Annotated in this window: 16 protein-coding genes and 1 pseudogene; 13 read left to right on the top strand and 4 right to left on the bottom strand. The window is 68.4% G+C overall.

Annotation, left to right across the window (positions count from 1 at the left end; translation table 11 throughout):
- Positions 1-151: 151 nt before the first annotated feature.
- Both hemL and JWP60_RS20905 read right to left on the bottom strand, forming a co-directional pair.
- Complete coding sequence (gene hemL, locus JWP60_RS20910; protein ID WP_299795584.1) at positions 152-1453, bottom strand: glutamate-1-semialdehyde 2,1-aminomutase; 1302 nt, start codon at positions 1451-1453, stop codon at positions 152-154.
- A 14-nt stretch (positions 1454-1467) separates the two neighbouring features.
- Positions 1468-2397 carry a bifunctional hydroxymethylpyrimidine kinase/phosphomethylpyrimidine kinase gene (locus JWP60_RS20905; protein WP_299795582.1) on the bottom strand — a complete coding sequence of 310 codons (930 nt, stop codon included), beginning with the start codon at positions 2395-2397 and terminating at the stop codon, positions 1468-1470.
- Positions 2398-2466: 69 nt separating this feature from the next.
- Between JWP60_RS20905 and JWP60_RS20900 the strand changes: the two genes are divergently transcribed.
- The 7 genes from JWP60_RS20900 (at position 2467) to JWP60_RS20870 (ending at position 13942) form a co-directional block, all read left to right on the top strand.
- Positions 2467-2640 carry a rubredoxin gene (locus tag JWP60_RS20900; RefSeq protein ID WP_299795580.1) on the top strand — a complete coding sequence of 58 codons (174 nt, stop codon included), beginning with the start codon at positions 2467-2469 and terminating at the stop codon, positions 2638-2640.
- A gap of 73 nt (positions 2641-2713) precedes the next feature.
- Complete coding sequence (locus JWP60_RS20895) at positions 2714-3097, top strand: response regulator (RefSeq protein ID WP_299795578.1); 384 nt, start codon at positions 2714-2716, stop codon at positions 3095-3097.
- A gap of 13 nt (positions 3098-3110) precedes the next feature.
- Positions 3111-3476, top strand: coding sequence for a response regulator (locus JWP60_RS20890; RefSeq protein ID WP_299795576.1), 366 nt, complete (start codon positions 3111-3113; stop codon positions 3474-3476).
- 38 nt (positions 3477-3514) lie between these two features.
- Positions 3515-4045, top strand: coding sequence for a chemotaxis protein CheW (locus JWP60_RS20885; RefSeq protein WP_299795574.1), 531 nt, complete (start codon positions 3515-3517; stop codon positions 4043-4045).
- A gap of 22 nt (positions 4046-4067) precedes the next feature.
- On the top strand, positions 4068-6320 hold the full coding sequence (locus tag JWP60_RS20880) for a methyl-accepting chemotaxis protein (protein WP_299795572.1): 2253 nt from the start codon (positions 4068-4070) through the stop codon (positions 6318-6320).
- 100 nt (positions 6321-6420) lie between these two features.
- Entirely contained in the window at positions 6421-12618 is a 6198-nt protein-coding gene (locus JWP60_RS20875) for an Hpt domain-containing protein (RefSeq protein WP_299795570.1), read from the top strand.
- Between the two features lie 418 nt (positions 12619-13036).
- Positions 13037-13942, top strand: a complete 906-nt coding sequence (locus tag JWP60_RS20870; RefSeq protein ID WP_299795568.1) for an alpha/beta hydrolase — start codon at positions 13037-13039, stop codon at positions 13940-13942.
- Positions 13943-14096: 154 nt separating this feature from the next.
- Here JWP60_RS20870 and JWP60_RS20865 read toward each other — a convergent pair.
- Positions 14097-14318: pseudogene (locus JWP60_RS20865) on the bottom strand (deoxyribodipyrimidine photo-lyase); the annotation flags it as partial.
- 18 nt (positions 14319-14336) lie between these two features.
- Here JWP60_RS20865 and JWP60_RS20860 point away from each other — a divergent pair.
- From JWP60_RS20860 to JWP60_RS20835, 6 genes are read left to right on the top strand one after another with little or no spacing between them, the layout of a single operon-like run.
- Positions 14337-14936, top strand: coding sequence for a YqgE/AlgH family protein (locus tag JWP60_RS20860; protein WP_299795566.1), 600 nt, complete (start codon positions 14337-14339; stop codon positions 14934-14936).
- Positions 14933-15352, top strand: a complete 420-nt coding sequence (gene ruvX, locus JWP60_RS20855; protein ID WP_299795564.1) for a Holliday junction resolvase RuvX — start codon at positions 14933-14935, stop codon at positions 15350-15352. The genes JWP60_RS20860 and ruvX overlap by 4 nt, the downstream gene beginning before the upstream one ends.
- Positions 15349-15870, top strand: a complete 522-nt coding sequence (gene pyrR, locus JWP60_RS20850) for a bifunctional pyr operon transcriptional regulator/uracil phosphoribosyltransferase PyrR (RefSeq protein ID WP_299795562.1) — start codon at positions 15349-15351, stop codon at positions 15868-15870. Before ruvX ends, pyrR begins: the two co-directional genes overlap by 4 nt.
- A 6-nt stretch (positions 15871-15876) precedes the next feature.
- Entirely contained in the window at positions 15877-16848 is a 972-nt protein-coding gene (locus tag JWP60_RS20845; RefSeq protein ID WP_299795560.1) for an aspartate carbamoyltransferase catalytic subunit, read from the top strand.
- On the top strand, positions 16845-18149 hold the full coding sequence (locus tag JWP60_RS20840; protein ID WP_299795558.1) for a dihydroorotase: 1305 nt from the start codon (positions 16845-16847) through the stop codon (positions 18147-18149). Before JWP60_RS20845 ends, JWP60_RS20840 begins: the two co-directional genes overlap by 4 nt.
- Positions 18146-18883, top strand: a complete 738-nt coding sequence (locus JWP60_RS20835; protein WP_299795556.1) for a lysophospholipid acyltransferase family protein — start codon at positions 18146-18148, stop codon at positions 18881-18883. Before JWP60_RS20840 ends, JWP60_RS20835 begins: the two co-directional genes overlap by 4 nt.
- Positions 18884-19027: 144 nt before the next feature.
- On the opposite strand, the gene JWP60_RS20830 is transcribed toward JWP60_RS20835, so the two are convergent.
- Positions 19028-19255: a hypothetical protein gene (locus tag JWP60_RS20830; protein WP_299795555.1), complete on the bottom strand. Its 228-nt coding sequence runs from the start codon at positions 19253-19255 to the stop codon at positions 19028-19030.
- Positions 19256-19473: the final 218 nt, after the last annotated feature.

Below are 19473 nucleotides of genomic sequence, written 5' to 3'. Positions count from 1 at the left end.
CGGTGCCACGATGGAGGTCATTTGCGGGCTTGAGCCGCAATACCCCAGCCATGTCATTGCGGGCCTGACCTGCAATCCATGCGGCGCTTGATCAGGCGCCGCGTGGATCCCGGGTCAAGCCCGGGATGACATCCTCAGGGATGACATCCATTCAAGCCAATGTCTTGAACACTTCCCGCGCTGCCTGCACCGTCTGCGCGATGTCTTCCTCGCCGTGCGCCGCGCTCACGAAGCCGGCCTCGTACAGGGCCGGTGCGATGTATACGCCGCGATCGAGCAGGCCGTGGAACAGGCGGCCGAACTTCGGGCTGTCGCTTTTCATCACCTGCCCATAGTTCTGCGGCAACTGCGGCAGCAGGAAGAAGCCGAACATGCCGCCTTCGCAATCTGTCGCAAACGGCAGGCCGGCCTCTTGCGCGGCCGCTGCGAGCCCGTCGACCAGCGACTGCGTCCTGGCCGCCAGCGCCTGGTAGAACCCGGGCAGCGCGATCTCCTGCAGGGTCGCCAAGCCGCAGGCGGTGGCGACCGGGTTGCCCGAGAGCGTGCCGGCCTGGTACACCGGTCCGAGCGGCGCCAGGTTTTCCATCAGCGCCTTCCGACCACCGAAAGCCGCCAGCGGCATGCCGCCGCCGATCACCTTGCCCAGCACCGTCATGTCGGGCGCGAAGCCGGGGATCGCCTGCGCATACACGCCCTGTGCGCCGCGCAGCCCGACGCGAAAGCCCGTCATCACCTCGTCGAACACCAGTAGCGCGCCGTACTGCGTGCACAGCTCGCGGCAGCGCTTCATGAAGGGCACGCTCGCGCGCACGAAGTTCATGTTGCCCGCGATCGCCTCGATCATGATGCAGGCGAGGTCGTCGCCGTGCGCCGCGAAGGCTTCCTCGAGCTGCGCGATGTTGTTGTATTCGAGGACCAGCGTGTGCTGCACCACCTCGGGCGGCACGCCCGCGCTGGTCGGGTGGCCGAAGGTGGCCAGGCCGGAGCCGGCCTTCACCAGCAGCGCGTCGGCGTGGCCGTGGTAGCAGCCTTCGAACTTGATGATCCGGTTGCGGCCGGTGGCGCCCCGCGCGAGGCGGATCGCGCTCATCGCCGCTTCGGTGCCGGAGCTGACCAGGCGCACCATCTCCACCGAGGGCAGGTGCTTGACGATCTCCTCGGCCAGCTCGATTTCGCGCTCGGTGGGCGCGCCGAAGGAGAAGCCGTCGCGCACCGCGCGCTGCACGGCATCGAGCACGCGCGGATGGCCGTGGCCCAGGATCATCGGCCCCCAGGAGCCGATGTAGTCGATGTAGCGGGTGCCTTCGGCATCCCAGAAGTACGCGCCCTGCGCGCGCTGCACGAAGCGCGGCGTGCCGCCCACCGCGCGGAAGGCGCGTACCGGCGAATTGACGCCGCCCGGGATCAGCGCGCGGGCGCGCTCGAAGAGTTCTGCGTTCTTGTCTGTGGCCATGGCTGGCGCTCGGGTCAGTGTTTGGTGTCGTGGGCGGGAAGGTCGAAGGCGGCCAGCGGATCGCCAGGCACTTCGTCGTCGGCATCCGGATCGTCGGGCTGCGCCCAGAACAGGCGGTCGGGGACGACGTTGCCCATGCCCGGGCGAAAGCCGCCGTCGAGGCAGCGATCGAGATAGGCCAGTGCCTCGGTGGCGGCCGCGGCGAGGTCGGCGCCGCCGGCCAGCAGCGCGGCGAGTGCGGCCGACAGCGTGTCGCCGGCGCCGGAGAAGACGGCGTCGAAGCGCTCGAACTTCTCGCTGGCCAGCACGGTCTCGGGCGTCGCCAGCACGTTCTCGACGAACTGGTCGGGCAAGGGCACGCCGGTCACCAGCGTGTAGGGCACGCCCATGTCGGCGGCCGCCTTGGCGATGTCGCGGGGGGTGGGGCTGCGCTCGCTGTTCCACTCCGGCAACAGCCAGCGCCACAAGGTGCTGTGGTTTCCGACCAACACGGTCGTCTGGGGCAGCATCAGCTCGCGGAAGGCATCCTCGTACAGGTCGGTGGGGCCCTCGTCCCACCAGGAAAGCGCCGGCATGTACGAGATGACGGGCACGTCCGGGTAGTCGGCGGCGATCTCCGCAATGGTCGAAAGCGTCTCGGGACTGCCCGCGAATCCGACCTTGATCACCTGCACCGGCACGTCCTCGAGAATGGTGCGCGCCTGCTGGGCTACGGCGTCTTCGTCGAACGCGAAATGGTCGAACACTTCACCGGTGTCGCGCACGTAGGCGCCAGTCACGACCGGCAGCGGATGCGCGCCCACCGAAGCCATCGCCGTGATGTCGGCGGCGAGCCCGCCGGCGCCGCTTGGATCGCTTGCATTGAACACCATCACGCAGGCCGGTCCCTGCTCTTCGCCGTCGGGCTCGGAAGCCTTGGTCTGTATAGGTGTGGAATTCATCATGGGCCCCGGAAATGGTAGGCAAAGGGCCTAGATACAATCGTTGCATTCTAAGCGAAGGCCCTTTAAGCTGTGACTGATACCAAAACCTGGATGTGTCTGATTTGCGGGTGGCTCTACGACGAGTCCGCCGGCGCTCCTGAACATGGCATCGCCCCCGGAACTCCGTGGGAGCAGGTGCCCATGAACTGGACTTGCCCCGAATGCGGGGCACGCAAGGAAGACTTCGAGATGGTCCAGATCTGACGATACGCGGCGTGGGACTCTCGTGGAGATGCCGCACCTTGAGCAGTACAAAACAAGTTGAGGAGCAGCCCAAGTGAGCACCCCTGGATTGAAGGTGTTGGTGATCGATGACAGCAACACCATCCGGCGCAGTGCGGAGATCTTCCTGAAGCAGGGCGGCCACGAGGTGATGTTGGCCGAGGACGGGTTCGATGCCTTGTCCAAGGTCAACGACTACCAGCCGAACCTGATCTTCTGCGACATCCTGATGCCGCGCCTCGATGGCTACCAGACCTGCGCCATCATCAAGCGCAACGCGAAGTTTGCCTCCGTTCCGGTCGTGATGCTGTCCTCCAAGGACGGCGTGTTCGACAAGGCCCGCGGCCGCATGGTCGGCTCGCAGGACTATCTGACCAAGCCTTTTACCAAGGACCAGCTGTTGCAGACCGTGCAGCAGTTCGGCACCGCCAAAGAATAAGGAGAGATGAGCCATGGCCATCCGCAAAGTACTCGTTGTGGACGATAGCAAGACCGAACTGATGTTCATGACCGACCTGTTGCAGAAGAACGGGTTCTCGGTCAAGACCGCGGAAAGCGCCGAGGATGCGTTCCGCCGCCTGGGCGAAGAGAAGCCCGACCTGATCCTGATGGACGTCGTGATGCCGGGCCAGAACGGCTTCCAGCTGACGCGCGCCATCACGCGCGATCCGCAGTACGCCGACGTGCCGATCATCATGTGCACCAGCAAGAACCAGGAAACCGACCGCGTCTGGGGCATGCGCCAGGGGGCGCGCGACTACATCACCAAGCCGGTGGATGCCGACGAACTCATGGCCAAGATCAAGGCCCTGGGTTGATGTCCGCGTCGCGCCTCTTCTAAGCAGTACCCGATCCCATGGCCAACCGCGAAGCCCTGCGCGAGCTGCAAAGCCGGCTCGCCAGTCGACTGCAGGCCGCCCGCACCCAAGGCGTGCAGGCGGGCTGGCTGGCCGTCGAATCGGCCGGCAGGAAGTACCTCTTTCCGCTCAGCCAGTCCGGCGAGATCTTCCCGTACAGCGCGACCCAGTCGGTGCCGTACACCCACAGCTGGTTCCTGGGCGTGGCCAACCTGCGCGGCGGCCTGTATGGCGTGGTGGACCTCGCCAGCTTCGTCAGTGGCCAGGCGCCCGCGCAGCGCTCGGACGCCGGCCGCGCCGAGTCGCGGCTGGTGGCACTGAACCAGCTGCTGGAAGTCAACTGCGCGCTGTTGATCGACCGGCTCGCCGGGCTGCGCAATACCGACGCCTTCGTCTCCTCGAGCGACGCCCCCGCCGGCTCGCCGGCTTACTTCGGCAGCGGCTTCACCGATGCGACCGGTGCGTTCTGGCAGGAAATCAACCTGCAAGCGCTGTCGCAGCAACCGCACTTCCTGAGCATCAGCGCTTAGTCCGCTCCACTGAGGCACCATCATGTCCGCCAGCTTTTCCCTGAAGAACCTGTTCGCCAAGAACCCGTCCGAGGAGATGGACCCGTCCGTCACCCAGGAACTGAGCCTCGCTGCCCCGGATCCATCCACGGCCAGCATCGAATCCGGCGGCAGCATCGCGGGGGACTCGCTCGACGACGACTCGATCAGCGAGGAAATCGACCGCGCGGAACTGATCACGGTGCCGGTGCTCGGGCGCCGCACGACGGCCACCCACCAGCGCATCCTGTTCACGCTGTTGTCGGTGGCGTTGGTGGTGCTGGGCGGCGTGGCGATCTACTCGGTGAACCAGGCGGACAAGGTGGCGCAGCAGGTGGCGGGTACCGGGCAGTCGCTGATGCAGTCGCAACGACTCGCCAAGTCGGTGTCGCAGGCGCTGATCGGCAGCCCCCAGGCCTTTCCCGACGTGCGGGAATCGGCCCAGGTGCTGGCGCAGACCGTGCGCGGCCTGAAGGCAGGTGACGCCGAGCTGCGCCTCGCGCCGGTGTCCGATGACCAGCAGAAGGACCTGGAGAAGATCACGCCGCTGATGGAGCGCGCCGAGAAGAACGCCAAGACCGTGCTGGCGCAGCAGAAGATCCTGACCCAGGTGGGCACCGCGCTGCGCACGATCAACCGCCAGTCGTCCGACCTGCTGGAGATCGCCGAGACGGTGTCTTCGCTCAAGCTGCAGCAGAACGCGAATCCCGCCGAGATTTCCGCCGCCGGCCAGCTCGTGATGCTGACCCAGCGGATCGGCAAGTCCGCCAACGAATTCCTGACCATGGAAGGCGTGTCGCCGGAAGCCGTGTTCCTGCTGGGCAAGGACTTGAACTCCTTCAAGGAGATCGCGCAAGGCCTGATGGATGGCAACCCCGAGCTGCGCCTCGTCGCCTCCAAGGACGAACAGACCCGCGAACGCCTCGACGCGCTGTTAAAGCTCTATGAGCAGACGCGCCAGGAAGCCGGCGCCATCCTGGGCAACCTGCAGGGCCTGGTGTCCGCCCGCGAAGCGCAGGCCTCGATCGTCGCCGACTCCGAGCCGCTGCGCCGCTCGATGGAAGAACTGCAAAGCAAGTTGTCCGCGCAGACCGGCCTGGGCGCCGGTGCGTTGGTCGCGCTGGCCATCTCCTCGCTGTTCGCGATCGCCTGTGCCATCGGCCTGGCCTTCGTGCAGCTGCAGGACTCGCGCAACCGCCAGGAACGCGCCGAATCGCAGCGCCTGGAAGCCGAGCGCCAGGAGCAGGAAGCCAAGCGCGTGAACGACGCCAACCAGGCCGCCATTCTTCGCCTGATGAACGAACTGCAGTCGGTGGCCGAAGGCGACCTGACGCAGGAAGCGACCGTCACCGAGGACATCACCGGCGCCATCGCCGACTCGGTGAACTACACGGTGGAAGAACTGCGCCAGCTGGTGGGTGCGGTGCAGAACACGGTCACGCGGGTGGCGCAGACGACGGCGCAGGTGGAATCCACCTCCACCGAACTGCTGGCCGCCTCGACCGAGCAGCTGCGCGAAATTCGCGAAACCGGCCAGTCGGTGCTCGACATGGCCGGCCGAATCAACACGGTGTCCGGCCAGGCGCAGGAATCCGCCCAGGTTGCGCGCCAGTCGCTGAAAGCCGCGGAGTCGGGCCTGCAGGCGGTGCAGAACGCCATCGGCGGCATGAACTCGATTCGCGACCAGATCCAGGAAACCTCCAAGCGGATCAAGCGCCTGGGCGAGTCCTCGCAGGAGATCGGCGAAATCACCGAACTGATTTCCGACATTACCGAACAGACCAACGTGCTGGCCCTGAACGCTGCCATCCAGGCGGCATCCGCCGGTGAAGCCGGTCGCGGCTTCTCGGTGGTGGCCGAAGAAGTGCAGCGACTGGCTGAGCGCTCCGCCGATGCGACGCGCCAGATCTCGGCGCTGGTGAAGGCCATTCAGACCGACACGCAGGACGCCGTGGCCGCCATGGAACGCTCGACGCAGGGTGTGGTGGAAGGGGCCAAGCTGTCCGACACCGCGGGTACCGCGCTGACCGAGATCGACCAGGTGTCGCGCCGCCTGGCCGACCTGATCGAACAGATCTCGCTGTCCGCCTCCAAGGAAGCCGAATCCGCCAACGTGGTGGCCGGCAACATCCAGCACATCTTCGCCGTGACCGAACAGACCGGCGAAGGCACCCGCTCCACCGCGCAGCAGGTGCGCGAACTGACCCGCATGGCCGAAGAACTTCGCCAGTCGGTGTCGCGGTTCAAGATTGCCTGACGAATGACTCCGTCGCTGCGCGACGGGGGATGGCGAATGACCGGTGCGTCATTCGCCGTTGAGGCGCAGCGAAGTCATCAGCGAAGCGAGTCATAAAGCAATGCAAGCAGCAGCCCAAGATCACGATCTGCCAAACAACGACCTGGGCCCGCTGGCCTGGGTGCTGGACGAGCTGCGCAAGTCGCTCGAATCGGCCTCGTCGGCGTTGCGGCGCTTCGTGCGCGATGCGGCGCAGGCACGCGGCCAGGATATGGCTTCGGTCGATGCCGGCCAGTTGCGCATCGCCCGCCAGCACATGCACCAGGCCGTCGGCGCGCTCGAGATGGTGGGCATGCCCGCCCCGGCGCACATGCTGCGCAGCATGGAAGCGGCGGTGCAGAGGTTCGTCGAGCGGCCCGAGCTGTGCACCGAGGCGTCCGCCGCCAAGGTGGAGCGCGCCGGCTTCGCGCTGACCGAATTCCTCGAGGCGCTGCTTGGTGGCAAGGCGGTGTCGCCGGTGTCGCTGTTCGTGCAGTACAAGGACGTGCAGGACCTCACCGGGGCCGACCGCATCCATCCCGCCGACCTGTGGGGCATCAACTGGCAGTGGAACGACTTCCAGGCCCCCGCCGCGGTCCGCCCCCTGGCCTACGAACCCGCCGTGCGCTCGCGCATGGACCAGGCGGTGCTGCGCATCGTCAAGACCGCCGACGCGGCCGCCGGCCGCGACCTCGCCGAACTGAGCGTGGGCCTGGCCGCCGCGCAGACCGCGCGCCAGCCGAAGATCTTCTGGAAGATCGCCGGCGGCTACTTCGAGGCGATCGCGCTGGGCCTGCTGCCCGCCGACCTGTTCGTCAAGCGCGCCGCATCGCGCGTGCTGCTGCAGTACGCAGCGCTTGCCAAGGGCGACGCGGGCGTGTCCGAGCGCCTGGCCCAGGACCTCGTCTTCTTCTGCGCGCAGGCCGTGCCCGCGCGCCCCACCGACGCGCCCGCGCTGACCGCCGTGCGCCAGGGCTACGGCCTCGCGAAGGCCAGGCCGGTCGACTACGCCACCAGCCCCTTCGGCCGCTTCGATCCGGTGCTGCTGAACCAGCTGCGCAAGCGCATCGCGACCGCCAAGGAAACCTGGTCCGGCCTGTCCGGCGGCGACAGCCACAAGGTCAAGAGCGTCGGCGAGCAGTTCCACGCGCTGGCCGAGACGCTGCAGAAGCTCTATCCCGGCAGCCAGCCGCTGGCGCAGGCCATGAACGGCGCCATCGACAACGTGGTGCGCAGCAACCGCGCGCCCAGTGCCGAACTGGCGATGGAAGTGGCCACGGCCGTCCTGTACCTGGAAGCGGCCTTCCAGGACCTGGACCCCAACGACCAGCAACTCGCCGACCGCACCGCGCGCCTGGCCGAGCGCCTGAAGAAGGTGCAGCAAGGCGGCCATCCCGAGCCGCTGGAGCACTGGGTCGAAGACCTGTACCGGCGCGTGAGCGACAAGCAGACCATGGGCAGCGTCGTCGGCGAACTGCGCGGCACCATGGGCGAGCTCGAGAAGCTGCTCGATCAGTTCTTCCGCGATCCCGCCGACAAGGCCCCGCTGCGCGACGCGCCGGGCTTCCTGCAGCAGATGCGCGGCGTGCTGTCGGTGCTGGGCCTGGACCAGGCCTCGCAGGCAGTGATGCGCATGCGCGAGACGGTGGAAAACATCATCACCACCGATGTCGACGAAGCGAAGGCGCGCACCGCCGGCACCTTCGAGAAGCTGGGCAACAACCTCGGCGCTCTCGGTTTCCTGATCGACATGCTGAACTACCAGCCGACGCTGGCCAAGAAGCTGTTCATCTGGGACGACGTGCGTGGCGAACTGCGTCCGCTGATGGGACGCGCGGAAGAACCCGCGGCCGAAGCCGCCGCGCCCGTGATCGAGGTGATCGCTGCGCCGTCGCCTGTCGCCGCGCCCGTTGCGCGCCTGCCCGAACTGCCGTCGCTGGAACTGCCGCCTGTGGTGGCACCGGCGCCGGTCGCCGTTGCACCCGCCGCTGTGGTCGCTGCAGCCGCTCCCGCACCGGTGGCGGCTGTGCCCGCGCCCGCGCCGGTGGCTGCCAAGCCCGCACCCGCTCCCGTCGCTGCTGCTCCCGCCGCCGACGATGAGAGCGACGACGAACTGCTGCAGATCTTCCTGGAGGAAGCGCGCGAGGTCGTCGCCAATGGCCTGGCCGCCCTGCAGGCGCTGGCCGATGAGCCCAAGAACCTCCCCGAGATGACGACGCTGCGGCGCGCGTTCCACACGCTCAAGGGCAGCTCGCGCATGGTGGGCCTGAACGAATTCGGCGAGGCCGCCTGGTCGCTGGAGCAGGTGCTGAACACCTGGTTGGCCGACCAGAAGTCGGCCGGCGCGGACATGCGCACGCTGTGCGTCGAGGCGATGCAGGGCTTCGGCCGGTGGACCGACGACATCGCGGCACACACTGACAGCCAGTGGCAAGCGGCCGCGTTCCGCACCGCCGCCGACGCGCTGCGCACCGAGTCGCGCCTGCTGCCCATCGCGCTGCCTGGGGCCGCCGCGCCCGCAGCGCCGGCCGCGGTGGAAGTGGCTGCCGAACTGCCCGTGCAGGACGAAGCCATCCTGTCGAACCTGGTGGCGCTGGACTCCGGCTTTGCCGATCTCGAGCCGGCCGCCGCGCCAGCCGCGCCGACCATGGATTTCGCGGACCTGGGCTTCACGCTGGACCTCGATCCTCCCGCCGCCCGGCCGGCCGAGGTCTCGTTCGACTTCGACCTCACCCCGGAAGCCTCGCTGGCTGCTCCGGCCGCGACCGAAGTTTCCGAGCTCGGCGCAGACGACGAACTGCCGCCGGAATTCGCGCAGCTCGCTGCGAGCTTTGCCATGCCCGAGGCGCACCCGCCCGCGTCGCTCCCGGTCCCGGCCGCGCAAGCCGAGCCCGAGGAATTGCCCGAGCTCGCCTCCACGGCCGTCATGCCGCGCCTCCAGCTCGATGTGCCCGCGGCCAGGTCCGAGCCGAAGGTCGAACACGCGTTCGGCATGGAGGACATCGACTTCGCCAGCCTCTCCGCGGTGGCCGGCTTCGCCCAGGTGCCGGCGGAAGCCGCCCCGATGGCGCAGCCCGAGCCGGTCGCGCAAGTGCAGCCGGCAGTGACCGGAGCCGAGCCCGAAGTCGAGCCGGTCGATTCGTCCGCGCCTGCGCGCGACGAGCAGGTCAAGGTGATCGGCAAGCTGCGCATCGGCATTCCTCTCTACAACGTCTACCTCAACGAGGCGGACGAGTGGTCACGCCGGCTCGCGACCGAGATCAGCGAGTGGACGCTGGAGATGAACCAGTCCGTCCCCGACAGCACTGTGGGCTGGGCGCACGCGCTGGCCGGCAGTTCGGCGACCGTCGGTTTCCAGGCGTTGTCCGATATCGCCCGCGCCCTCGAAGGCGCGCTGCAGCACACGCAGGCGCTCGCCGACGGCACGCCGCAACACGCCCGCGTGTTCACCGAGGCGGCCGAGGAAGTGCGCCGCCTGCTGCACCAGTTCGCCGCCGGCTTCCTCAAGGAACCCGATGCGGTGTTGCTGCAGGCCTTGCATGCGCTGAAGAACGCCGAAGGCGACCTGCGCACCGACAGCCGCTTCCCGCCCTCGCGGCTGGACGAAACCGACATCGACGTCGACTTCGACTTCTCGCCGCCGCAGGCCGAAGCCGTGCAGCCCGCACCGGCGGAGACCGTTGCTCCCGTGGTCATCGCGCAGCCGGCGCCCATGGTCCAGCCCGTGCCGGTGGTCCAGCCCGCGCCCGTCGTGCAAGCCGCGCGCATCGCCCAACCGGCGCTGCTGCTGCAGCCCGCCCCCTTGCTGCAGCCCGCCGCGCCCCGTGCGCCGGTGGTTGCCATCGAGGACGACGAAGAAGACCTCTCCGACGTGGTCGATGCGATCGATCCCGACCTGTTCCCGATCTTCGAGGAAGAGGCCGCCGAACTGATGCCCGCCCTGGGCAGCGCCCTGCGCGCCTGGGCCAACCATCCCTCGCAACGCGAGCCGCGCGACCAGGTGCTGCGTCACCTGCACACCCTCAAGGGCAGCGCCCGCCTGGCCGGCGCGCTGCAGCTCGGTGAGCTCGCGCACCGCATGGAGTCCGAGGTCGAATACCTGGGCAGCGAAAACATCGCCGCCGCCGACGTCGAGGCCCTGCTGCATCGCTTCGATTCGATGCAGGCGCGCTTCGACACGCTGCGCGGCACCGGCGGCTTCGCTCCCGCCGAAGAACCGCAGGCGATCGAGCCCGCGGCCGCGCCGCAAGTCGTGGCTGCGCAGCCCGCGGTCGCGCCGCAACCGCTGCAAGCCGTGCCCGTGGCCGCGGTCGAACCCGCACCGGTGGCGCAGCAGGCCGCCCCGGCCGCCCAGCCGGCGCCGGTGCGCACCGCCATCGCAATGCCGGCCCAGACCAGTGTCACCGTCGCGCACAAGTCCGCCAACCAGGCGGTGCGCGTGCGTTCGCAGCTGCTGGACCGCCTGGTCATGCAGGCCGGCGAGGTGATGATCACGCGCTCGCGCCTCGAGTCCGAACTGCGCCAGCTGCGCGGCTCGCTCGGCGACCTCACGGGCAACCTGGACCGCCTGCGCATGCAGTTGCGCGAGATCGAAGTGCAGGCCGAGTCGCAGATGCAGTCGCGCATGGCGCAGGCCAAGGACACGGCGGCCGGCTTCGACCCGCTGGAGTTCGACCGCTTCACGCGTGTGCAGGAACTGACGCGCCTGATGGCCGAATCGGTGAACGACGTGGCCACCGTGCAGCGCAACATCCAGCGCGTGGTGGAAGCGACCGAAGACGACCTGGTCGCCCAGGCCCGCCAGACCCGCGAGCTGCAGCGCGACCTGCTGCGCACGCGCATGGTCGAATTCGACGGCATCTCCGAGCGCCTCTATCGCGTGGTGCGCCTGGCCGCCAAGGAAAGCGGCAAGCAGGTCAAGCTGGACATCATCGGCGGCACCATCGAGATGGACCGCGGCGTGCTCGATCGCATGACGCCGGCCTTCGAACACCTGCTGCGCAACTGCGTGGCCCACGGCGTCGAAACGCCCGACGTGCGCACGGCCGCCGGCAAGACCCCCAGCGGCACGATCAACGTGCACATGCGCCACGAAGGCAACGACGTCTCGGTGGAATTCCAGGACGACGGCGCCGGCCTCGACGTGGCCCGCATCCGCGACAAGGCGATCCAGCAGGGCCTGATCACGCCGCAGCAGCAGCTGTCCGACAGCGACGCGGCCAACCTGATCTTCCTGCCCGGTTTCTCCACCGCGGCGCAAGTGACCGAACTCGCCGGCCGCGGCATCGGCATGGACGTGGTCCGCGCCGAAGTCAACGCGCTCGGTGGCCGCATCGAGACCACGACGCAGGCCGGCCGCGGCACCAGCTTCAAGCTGGTCCTGCCCCTGACCACCGCGGTGACGCAGGTGGTGATGGTGCGCTCGGGCAAGCTCTCGATCGGCGTGCCGGCCAACCTGGTGGAGCTGGTGCGCCGCGGCAGCCAGAAGGAAGTCCAGCAGGCCTACAACAGCGGCACCTTCGAATTCGCCGGCGAGCAGCTGCCCTTCTTCTGGTCGGGCGCGCTGCTGCAGTCTTCCCGGCACACGGTGGAGCCGCAGACCAAGACGCTGCCCGTGGTGATCTTCCGCTCCGCGGCGCAGCGCGTCGCGGTGCACGTGGACGAAGTCCTGGGCAACCAGGAAGTGGTGGTGAAGAACCTCGGCCCGCAACTGGCGCGGCTGCCCGGCCTGGCCGGCATGACCGTGCTGGCCTCGGGCGCCGTGGTCCTGATCTACAACCCCGTGGCCCTGATGCAGGTGTACGGCGAGCAGGCCCGCGCGCTGAGCGCGGACCGTGCCCAGCCCGACATGCTGGAGCAGACCGGCAAGCCCGCGGCGCCGCTGATGCCGGTGGTGCCCACCGTGCCGCTGGTGCTGGTGGTGGACGACTCGATCACCGTGCGCCGCGTCACGCAGCGCCTGCTGACGCGCGAAGGCTATCGCGTGGCGCTCGCCGCCGACGGCCTGCAGGCGCTGGAGCGGCTGGCCGACGAACTGCCGACGGTGGTGCTGTCGGACATCGAGATGCCGCGCATGGACGGCTTCGACCTGGCCCGCAACATCCGCGGTGACGTGCGCCTGGCCCACCTGCCGATCGTGATGATCACCTCGCGCATCGCCGAGAAGCACCGCGAGCACGCCAAGGAACTGGGCGTGAACCACTACCTGGGCAAGCCCTACTCGGAAGAAGAACTGCTGTCGCTGGTGAAGCACTACAGCGCACAGGCGGTGACGGCCTGACGGCTAGTCGTTGCGCGCGCAAGCAAGAGGCGGCCTTCGGGCCGCTTTTTGCTTTGTGCCTTGCAGAGGGCGGTGGTGCGGGAGGATCTTCCTTGAACGCAGAAGTCGCAGAAGGAAAACCAAAAGCGCAGAAGAGATCCCGAAGCTGGAAAAACTTTTCTTGGCCGTGATTCTGCGTGTTTTGAATTCACTTTCGCGCCTTCTGCGTTCAAACCTCCTCGATCAAGTGCCGGGCTCAAACGGCCAGTGCAGCGCGTCCTGGCTGGCCCGCCAGGCTGGCAGCGGCGGGCGGCCAGGCGTTCGGCGAGGGTGCGGTCGACATGACGGACGGGCTGCGGTCGCGCATTGCTTTCAGCAAGAGCTGGCTTATAAGGATTCGGCGCGTCCTGCGCAAAAAAGCCACTTCCGTGGAGGTCTCATGAACCAGCCAGGCTCCGCGCCGTCCGCCGGCGCTTCCTCTCCCCTCACCGAACACGAGGCCGCGCAGGTCGCGCGCGCCAATGCCAGCGGCTTGCAGCCGGTGGTGTTCGTGCACGGACTCTGGCTGCTGCCCAGCAGCTGGGACCGCTGGGCCAGTGTCTTCGAGGAGGCCGGCTACACCGCGCTCGCCCCGGGCTGGCCGGACGATCCGCGCACCGTGGCCGAAGCGAATGCGCATCCCGAGGTTTTCGCCAACAAGACGGTCGGCCAGGTCGCCGATCACTTCGAGACGGTCATTCGGCGACTGCGGCGCAAGCCCATCATCGTCGGCCACTCCTTCGGGGGCCTGCTGGTGCAGATGCTCGCGGGCCGCGGGCTGGCGCTGGCAACGGTGGCCATCGACCCCGCGCCGTTTCGCGGCGTGCTGCCCCTGCCGATCTCGGCGCTGCGTTCGGCCTGGCCGGTGCTGGGGAATCCGGCCAATCGCGGCAAGGCGGTGGCGCTCACCTTCGAGCAGTTCCGCTTTGCCTTCGCCAATGCCGTCGGCGAGCAGGAGGCGCGCGAACTCTACGCAACCTTTGCCGTTCCCGCCTCGGGCGCGCCGCTGTTCCAGGCGGCCACCGCCAACTTCAATCCCTGGACCGAGGTGAAGGTCGACACCGCCAACCCGGAGCGCGGTCCGATGCTGATCATCTCCGGCGAGAAGGACCACACCGTCCCCTGGGCGATCGCCAATGCCTCGTATCGGCGCCAGCGCCGCAACGGCGGTCTCACCGAGATCGCGGAGATGCCCGGTCGCGGCCACGCGCTCACGGTGGACAGCGGCTGGCGCGAGGTGGCAGATGCCTCGCTGGCCTTCATGCGTCGGGTGCAGCCCGCGGTCGCCGCCGTCAGCCCGCCTTGACCGCCGCATAGCGGCGCAGCGTCGCCGCGTGCGCCTGGGCATCGTCGACGATGGGCAGCCGGTAGCCGCGGCCCAGCGCGATGCCTGCCGCCGCCAGGTCCACGGGAGGCGAACTCGCGCAGCAGCTGCGCGGCACCGGTAGTCCGGAACCCGGCCCGCCGAGCGCTCGCAGCTGGCCGTCGAGCGCCGCGGCCGCAGCGCGGATGAACTCGACCCGCCGATCGCGCCGCGGCAATCCTTGCAGAATGGCGGTGTCGAACACGAAGACGCAGTGCACGCGCCGCGCGGATGTGAGTGCGTGGTAGAGCGCGGCCTGGTCCGCCACCCGAAGGTCGCGGCGGTACCACAGCAGCGCGGATTCGCAGGAGGGTTCCATCCACTTAAAATCTGCCCCATGGCGAACGAAGCCGATTCCATGAACCTGACGCACCACTTCCTGATCGCCATGCCGGGCCTGCAGGACGGCTCGTTCGCACGCTCCGTCGTGTACCTGTGCGAGCACAGCGCCAAGGGCGCGCTCGGCCTCGTCATCAACAAGCCCACGGACATCAACCTGGGCAACCTGTTCGAGAAAGTCGACTTACCGCTGGGCCGGGACGAACTCGCGCGCACCCCGGTGCTGCAGGGCGGCCCGGTGCAGACCGAGCGCGGCTTCGTGCTGCACGAGGCCGTGCATGCCGAGGGGCTGGACGCCAGCGAGTCGGTCTATGCGTCAACGATGACCATCCCCGGCGGCCTGGAGATGACCACCTCCAAGGACGTGCTGGAGGCCATCGCCACCGGCTCCGGCCCGCGCAAGCTGCTCATCACGCTAGGCTACTCCGCCTGGGGCGAAGGCCAGCTGGAGTCGGAGCTCGCCGAGAACAGCTGGCTGACCGTCAGCGCCGACCCTGCGGTGATCTTCGACACGCCCATCGAAGAGCGCTACACGAAAGCGCTGGGCCTCCTGGGCCTGCAGTTGTGGATGCTTTCGCCCGGAGCCGGGCACGCATGAACGCGGACTCCGTGCCCGACGTTCCCGCGCATTTCCAGACCTTTCTCGCTTTCGATTTCGGCCTCAGGCGCACCGGTGTCGCCGTGGGCAACCGGATGCTGCGCAGCGCCACGCCCCAGCCCACCATCCGGGCCGAGGGCAGCGACGCGCGCCTGGCGCAGTGCGAGGCCCGGGTGAAGGAGTGGCAGCCCGACGCGCTGGTCGTCGGCGTGCCCTTCCACCCCGATGGCGCCAGCCACGAGAATACGACCCGCGCGCGCAAGTTCGCGCGCCAGTTGCGCGGCCGCTGCGCCAAGCCGGTGTACGAAGTCGACGAGCGCTACAGCACCACCGAAGCGCTGGCATCCGGCGCACGCGATGCCGACGCCGGCGCGGCCTGCGTCATCCTGGAACAGTTCCTGAGGAGCCTGCCTTGAATTCCGCCCCCGTCCCATCCGGCGCGCTCACGCTCGACGCCGAGGCGCTCTACCGCGAGCTGCTGCGCGGCGTGCAGAACCTGCGCCAGGCCGGCACGCGGCTGGTGGGCGTCACCTCCGGGGGCGCCTGGCTGGGCGAGCGCCTGCAGCAAGACCTCGCTCTGGCGGGCGAGCCGGGCGTGATCTCGTCGGCGATGCACCGGGACGACTTTGCGCGGCGTGGCCTGTCGGCGACCGCGCAGACCAAACTGCCCTTCGACGTCAACGGCGCCCACATCCTGCTGCTCGACGACGTGCTCTACACCGGCCGCACGATTCGCGCCGTGCTGAACGAACTGTTCGATTACGGCCGACCGGCTGGCGTGCTGCTCGCGGTGCTGGTGGACCGCGGCGGGCGCGAGCTGCCGATCCAGGCCGACTATGCGGCCGCGCGCGTTTCGCTGCCGGCCGACCAGTCGCTGGCCCTGGCGCGCGCCAACGATGGGCGCTTCAGCTTCCAGGTGGAGCGCGCAAGCTGAGATCCCATGCTCTACAAAAGAAACCCGCAATTGAACCGGAACGGGGAGCTGATCCACCTGCTCTCCATCGAGGGGCTGCCCCGCGACATCCTCACGCACATCCTCGACACCGCCTCGCAATTCGTCAGCGTCAACGACCGCGAGGTGAAGAAGGTGCCGCTGTTGCGCGGCAAGAGCGTGTTCAACCTGTTCTTCGAGAACAGCACGCGCACGCGCACGACTTTCGAGATCGCCGCCACGCGGCTGTCGGCTGACGTGATCAACCTGGACATCGCGCGCTCTTCGGCCAGCAAAGGCGAGTCGCTGCTGGACACCATCGCCAACCTGTCGGCGATGGCCGCCGACATCTTCGTGGTGCGGCACAGCGAATCGGGTGCGCCTTACCTGATCGCGCAGCATGTCGCGCCGCACGTGCACGTGGTCAACGCCGGCGACGGCCGCCATGCCCACCCCACGCAGGGGCTGCTGGACATGTACACCATCCGCCACTACAAGAAGGACTTCAGCAATCTCACGGTGGCGATCGTGGGTGACGTGCTGCATTCGCGCGTGGCGCGCTCCGACATCCACGCCCTGACCACGCTGGGCTGCGCCGAGGTCCGCGTGGTCGGCCCGCAGACGCTGGTGCCCAACGACATGGCGCAGATGGGCGTGCGCGTGTGCCATTCGCTGGCAGAGGGCATCAAGGGCTGCGACGTGATCATCATGCTGCGGCTGCAGAACGAGCGCATGAGCGGCGCGCTGCTGCCGTCCTCGCAGGAATTCTTCAAGCGCTATGGGCTCACGCCGGAGCGGCTGACGCTTGCCAAGCCCGATTGCATCGTGATGCATCCGGGGCCGATCAACCGCGGCGTCGAGATCGACTCCGCCGTGGTCGATGGCAAGCAGAGCGTGATCCTGCCGCAGGTGACCTTCGGCATCGCGGTGCGCATGGCGGTCATGGGCATCGTGGCCGGCAACGTGCGGGAGGCGGCATGAAGATCCTGATCCAGGGCGGCCGCGTGATCGATCCCGCCCGCAACTTCGACAGGGTGTGCGACGTGGCCTTGGCCGCTGGCCGCGTGATCGGCGTCGGCCAGATGCCCGAGGGCTTTGCGCCCAATCGCACGATCGACGCGCGCGGCTGCGTGGTCGCGCCGGGCTTGATCGACCTCGCCGTGCGCCTGCGCGAGCCGGGCCACGAGCACGAGGGCATGCTGGAGTCCGAGATGGCAGCGGCGGTGGCCGGCGGCGTCACCAGCGTGGTGTGCCCGCCGGACACCGACCCCGTGCTCGACGAGCCGGGCCTGGTCGACATGCTGAAGTCCCGCGCCGAGAAGCTGCACCAGGCGCGCGTGTTCCCGCTTGGCGCGCTCACGCGCGGCCTCGCGGGCGAGGTGCTGACCGAGATGGCCGAACTCACCGAATCCGGCTGCGTCGGCTTCAGCCAGGCCGAAGTGCCGTTGCAGAACACGCAGGTGCTGCAGCGTGCCATGCAGTACGCCTCGACTTTCGGCTACAGCGTATGGCTGCGGCCGCAGGAGTACCACCTGGGCAAGGGCGTGGCGGCCAGTGGTCCGCTCGCCACGCGGCTCGGGCTGGCGGGAATTCCGGTGGCCGCCGAGACGATTGCGCTGCACGTGATCTTCGAGCTGATGCGCGCGACCGACGCGCGCGTGCACCTGTGCCGCATCAGCAGCGCCGCCGGCGTCGCGCTCGTGCGGCAGGCGAAGCAGGAGGGGCTGAAGGTCAGCTGCGACGTCAGCATCAATTCGCTGCATCTGACCGATGTCGACATCGGCTACTTCGACAGCCGCATGCGCCTGTCGCCGCCGCTGCGGCAGCAGCGCGATCGCGATGCCCTGCGTGCCGGTCTCGCTGACGGCACCATCGACGCTCTGGTGTCCGATCACACGCCCGTCGACGAAGACGCCAAGGTGCTCCCTTTTGCAGAAGCCGAACCCGGCGCCACCGGGCTGGAACTGCTGCTGGGCCTCGCCTTGAAATGGGGGAAGGACAGCGGCGCCGGCCTCGCGCGTGCGCTGGCGGTGCTGACCAATGAGCCCGCGCGGGTGCTGGGCGGCGCCCTTGGCACGTTGCAGGCCAGCGCAGGGCAGCTGCTCGATGGCGGCGTGGCCGACGTCTGCATCTTCGATCCGGACGCGGCCTGGACCGTGCGGCCCGCTGCCTTGCGCAGCCAGGGCCGCAACACGCCCTTTGCCGGCCACGAGTTGCCCGGCCAGGTGCGCTTCACGATCGTCGGCGGCCAGGTCGCCTACGAAGCCGCGCCCGCCCGGTGAAGTCGCTGCGCGCGCTCTGGCGATTGGCCCGCGCGGTGGGGCATGCGCTGCGTGGCTGGCTCACCATCGTGCTGCTGTTCCCGCACTGGACCGAGCAGCGGCGGCAGGCCATGGTGCAGGCCTGGGCGCGGGGCATGCTGCACATCCTGGGCATTCCGCTGCAGGTGCAGGGGCGGCCGCCGCCGCACGGGCCGGTGCTGCTGGTCGCCAATCACATTTCGTGGCTCGACATCCTGGTGATGCATGCGGCGCGGCATTGCCGCTTCGTCTCCAAGTCCGACGTCAAGCACTGGCCCTTGATCGGCACGCTGGCCACCGGCGGCGGCACGCTGTACATCGAGCGCGAGAAGCGGCGCGATGCCATGCGCGTGGTGCACCACATGGCGCAAAGCCTCGAGGCGGGCGAGATCGTCGCGGTGTTTCCCGAGGGCACGACCGGCGATGGCAAGAGCCTGCTGCCCTTTCACGGCAACCTGATCCAGGCCGCGATTTCTGCCGATGTGCCGGTGCAGCCGGTGGGCCTGCGGTTCGTCGATGCGCGTACCGGCGAAGACAGCGATGGGCCGCTTTACCTCGGGGATGACACGCTGCTGGGCTCGCTCTGGCGCACGCTCGCGGGCCGGCCCTTCGTGGCGCAGGTGCGGTTCGGGCAGATGCAGCGGGCGGAGGGGCGGGACCGGCGCGCGTGGGCGCACGATTTGCGGGAGGCGGTGGAGCAGTTGCGGCTGCCGTGATCGCTCCCTGTCATTGCCACGATGTCATTGCGGGCCTACCTTGGATGTCATTGCGGGCTTGACCCGCAATCCACGACGGCGCTTGCACCACCGCAGCATGGATCCCGAGCCCGGGATGACATCAATAACCTCCAGGACGTCCGCCTAGAAATCCTCGCCGTTCCACTCCGCCCGTTGGCCTGGCTTGCGGAACACCACCTCGCCGGTCGGCACGTGGACCACGCGGATCTCGCTGTTGCTCGTGAAACTCTTGGCCGCCAGGCTGACGGCGAGGGCGCGGTCCTTCACGGCCAGCTGCAACGAGCCGGCGACGGGCCAGAAACGGCCGGCGATGGGCTGGGTGCTTTCGATCCGATAGTCGGCGGATGTCATCTGGCTGTCTCCTGGGCTTGCTTGCTTCGCTACTGCGTTTCCCTTGCTGGTTTCCCCATGCTAGGGGCCCTTTGTGACCCTGCGAAGACACCTGTTTGCAAACGAAGTGTTGAAGCTGTAACGCGATGCAATGGTGCGGCGCAGCGCATCCGCTGCGGCCGCGGCCTCGGCTGTAGCGAAAGGCCCAAGCTCAAGTAGGCGGAATCCTTTGCCTGCCT

Origin of the sequence: Ramlibacter sp., from assembly GCF_028291745.1 — a bacterium.
In the GTDB taxonomy this organism is placed as follows: domain Bacteria; phylum Pseudomonadota; class Gammaproteobacteria; order Burkholderiales; family Burkholderiaceae_C; genus Ramlibacter.
The sequence above is the reverse complement of the archived record's forward strand: the minus strand, read 5'-3'. Positions and strand labels throughout refer to the sequence as shown.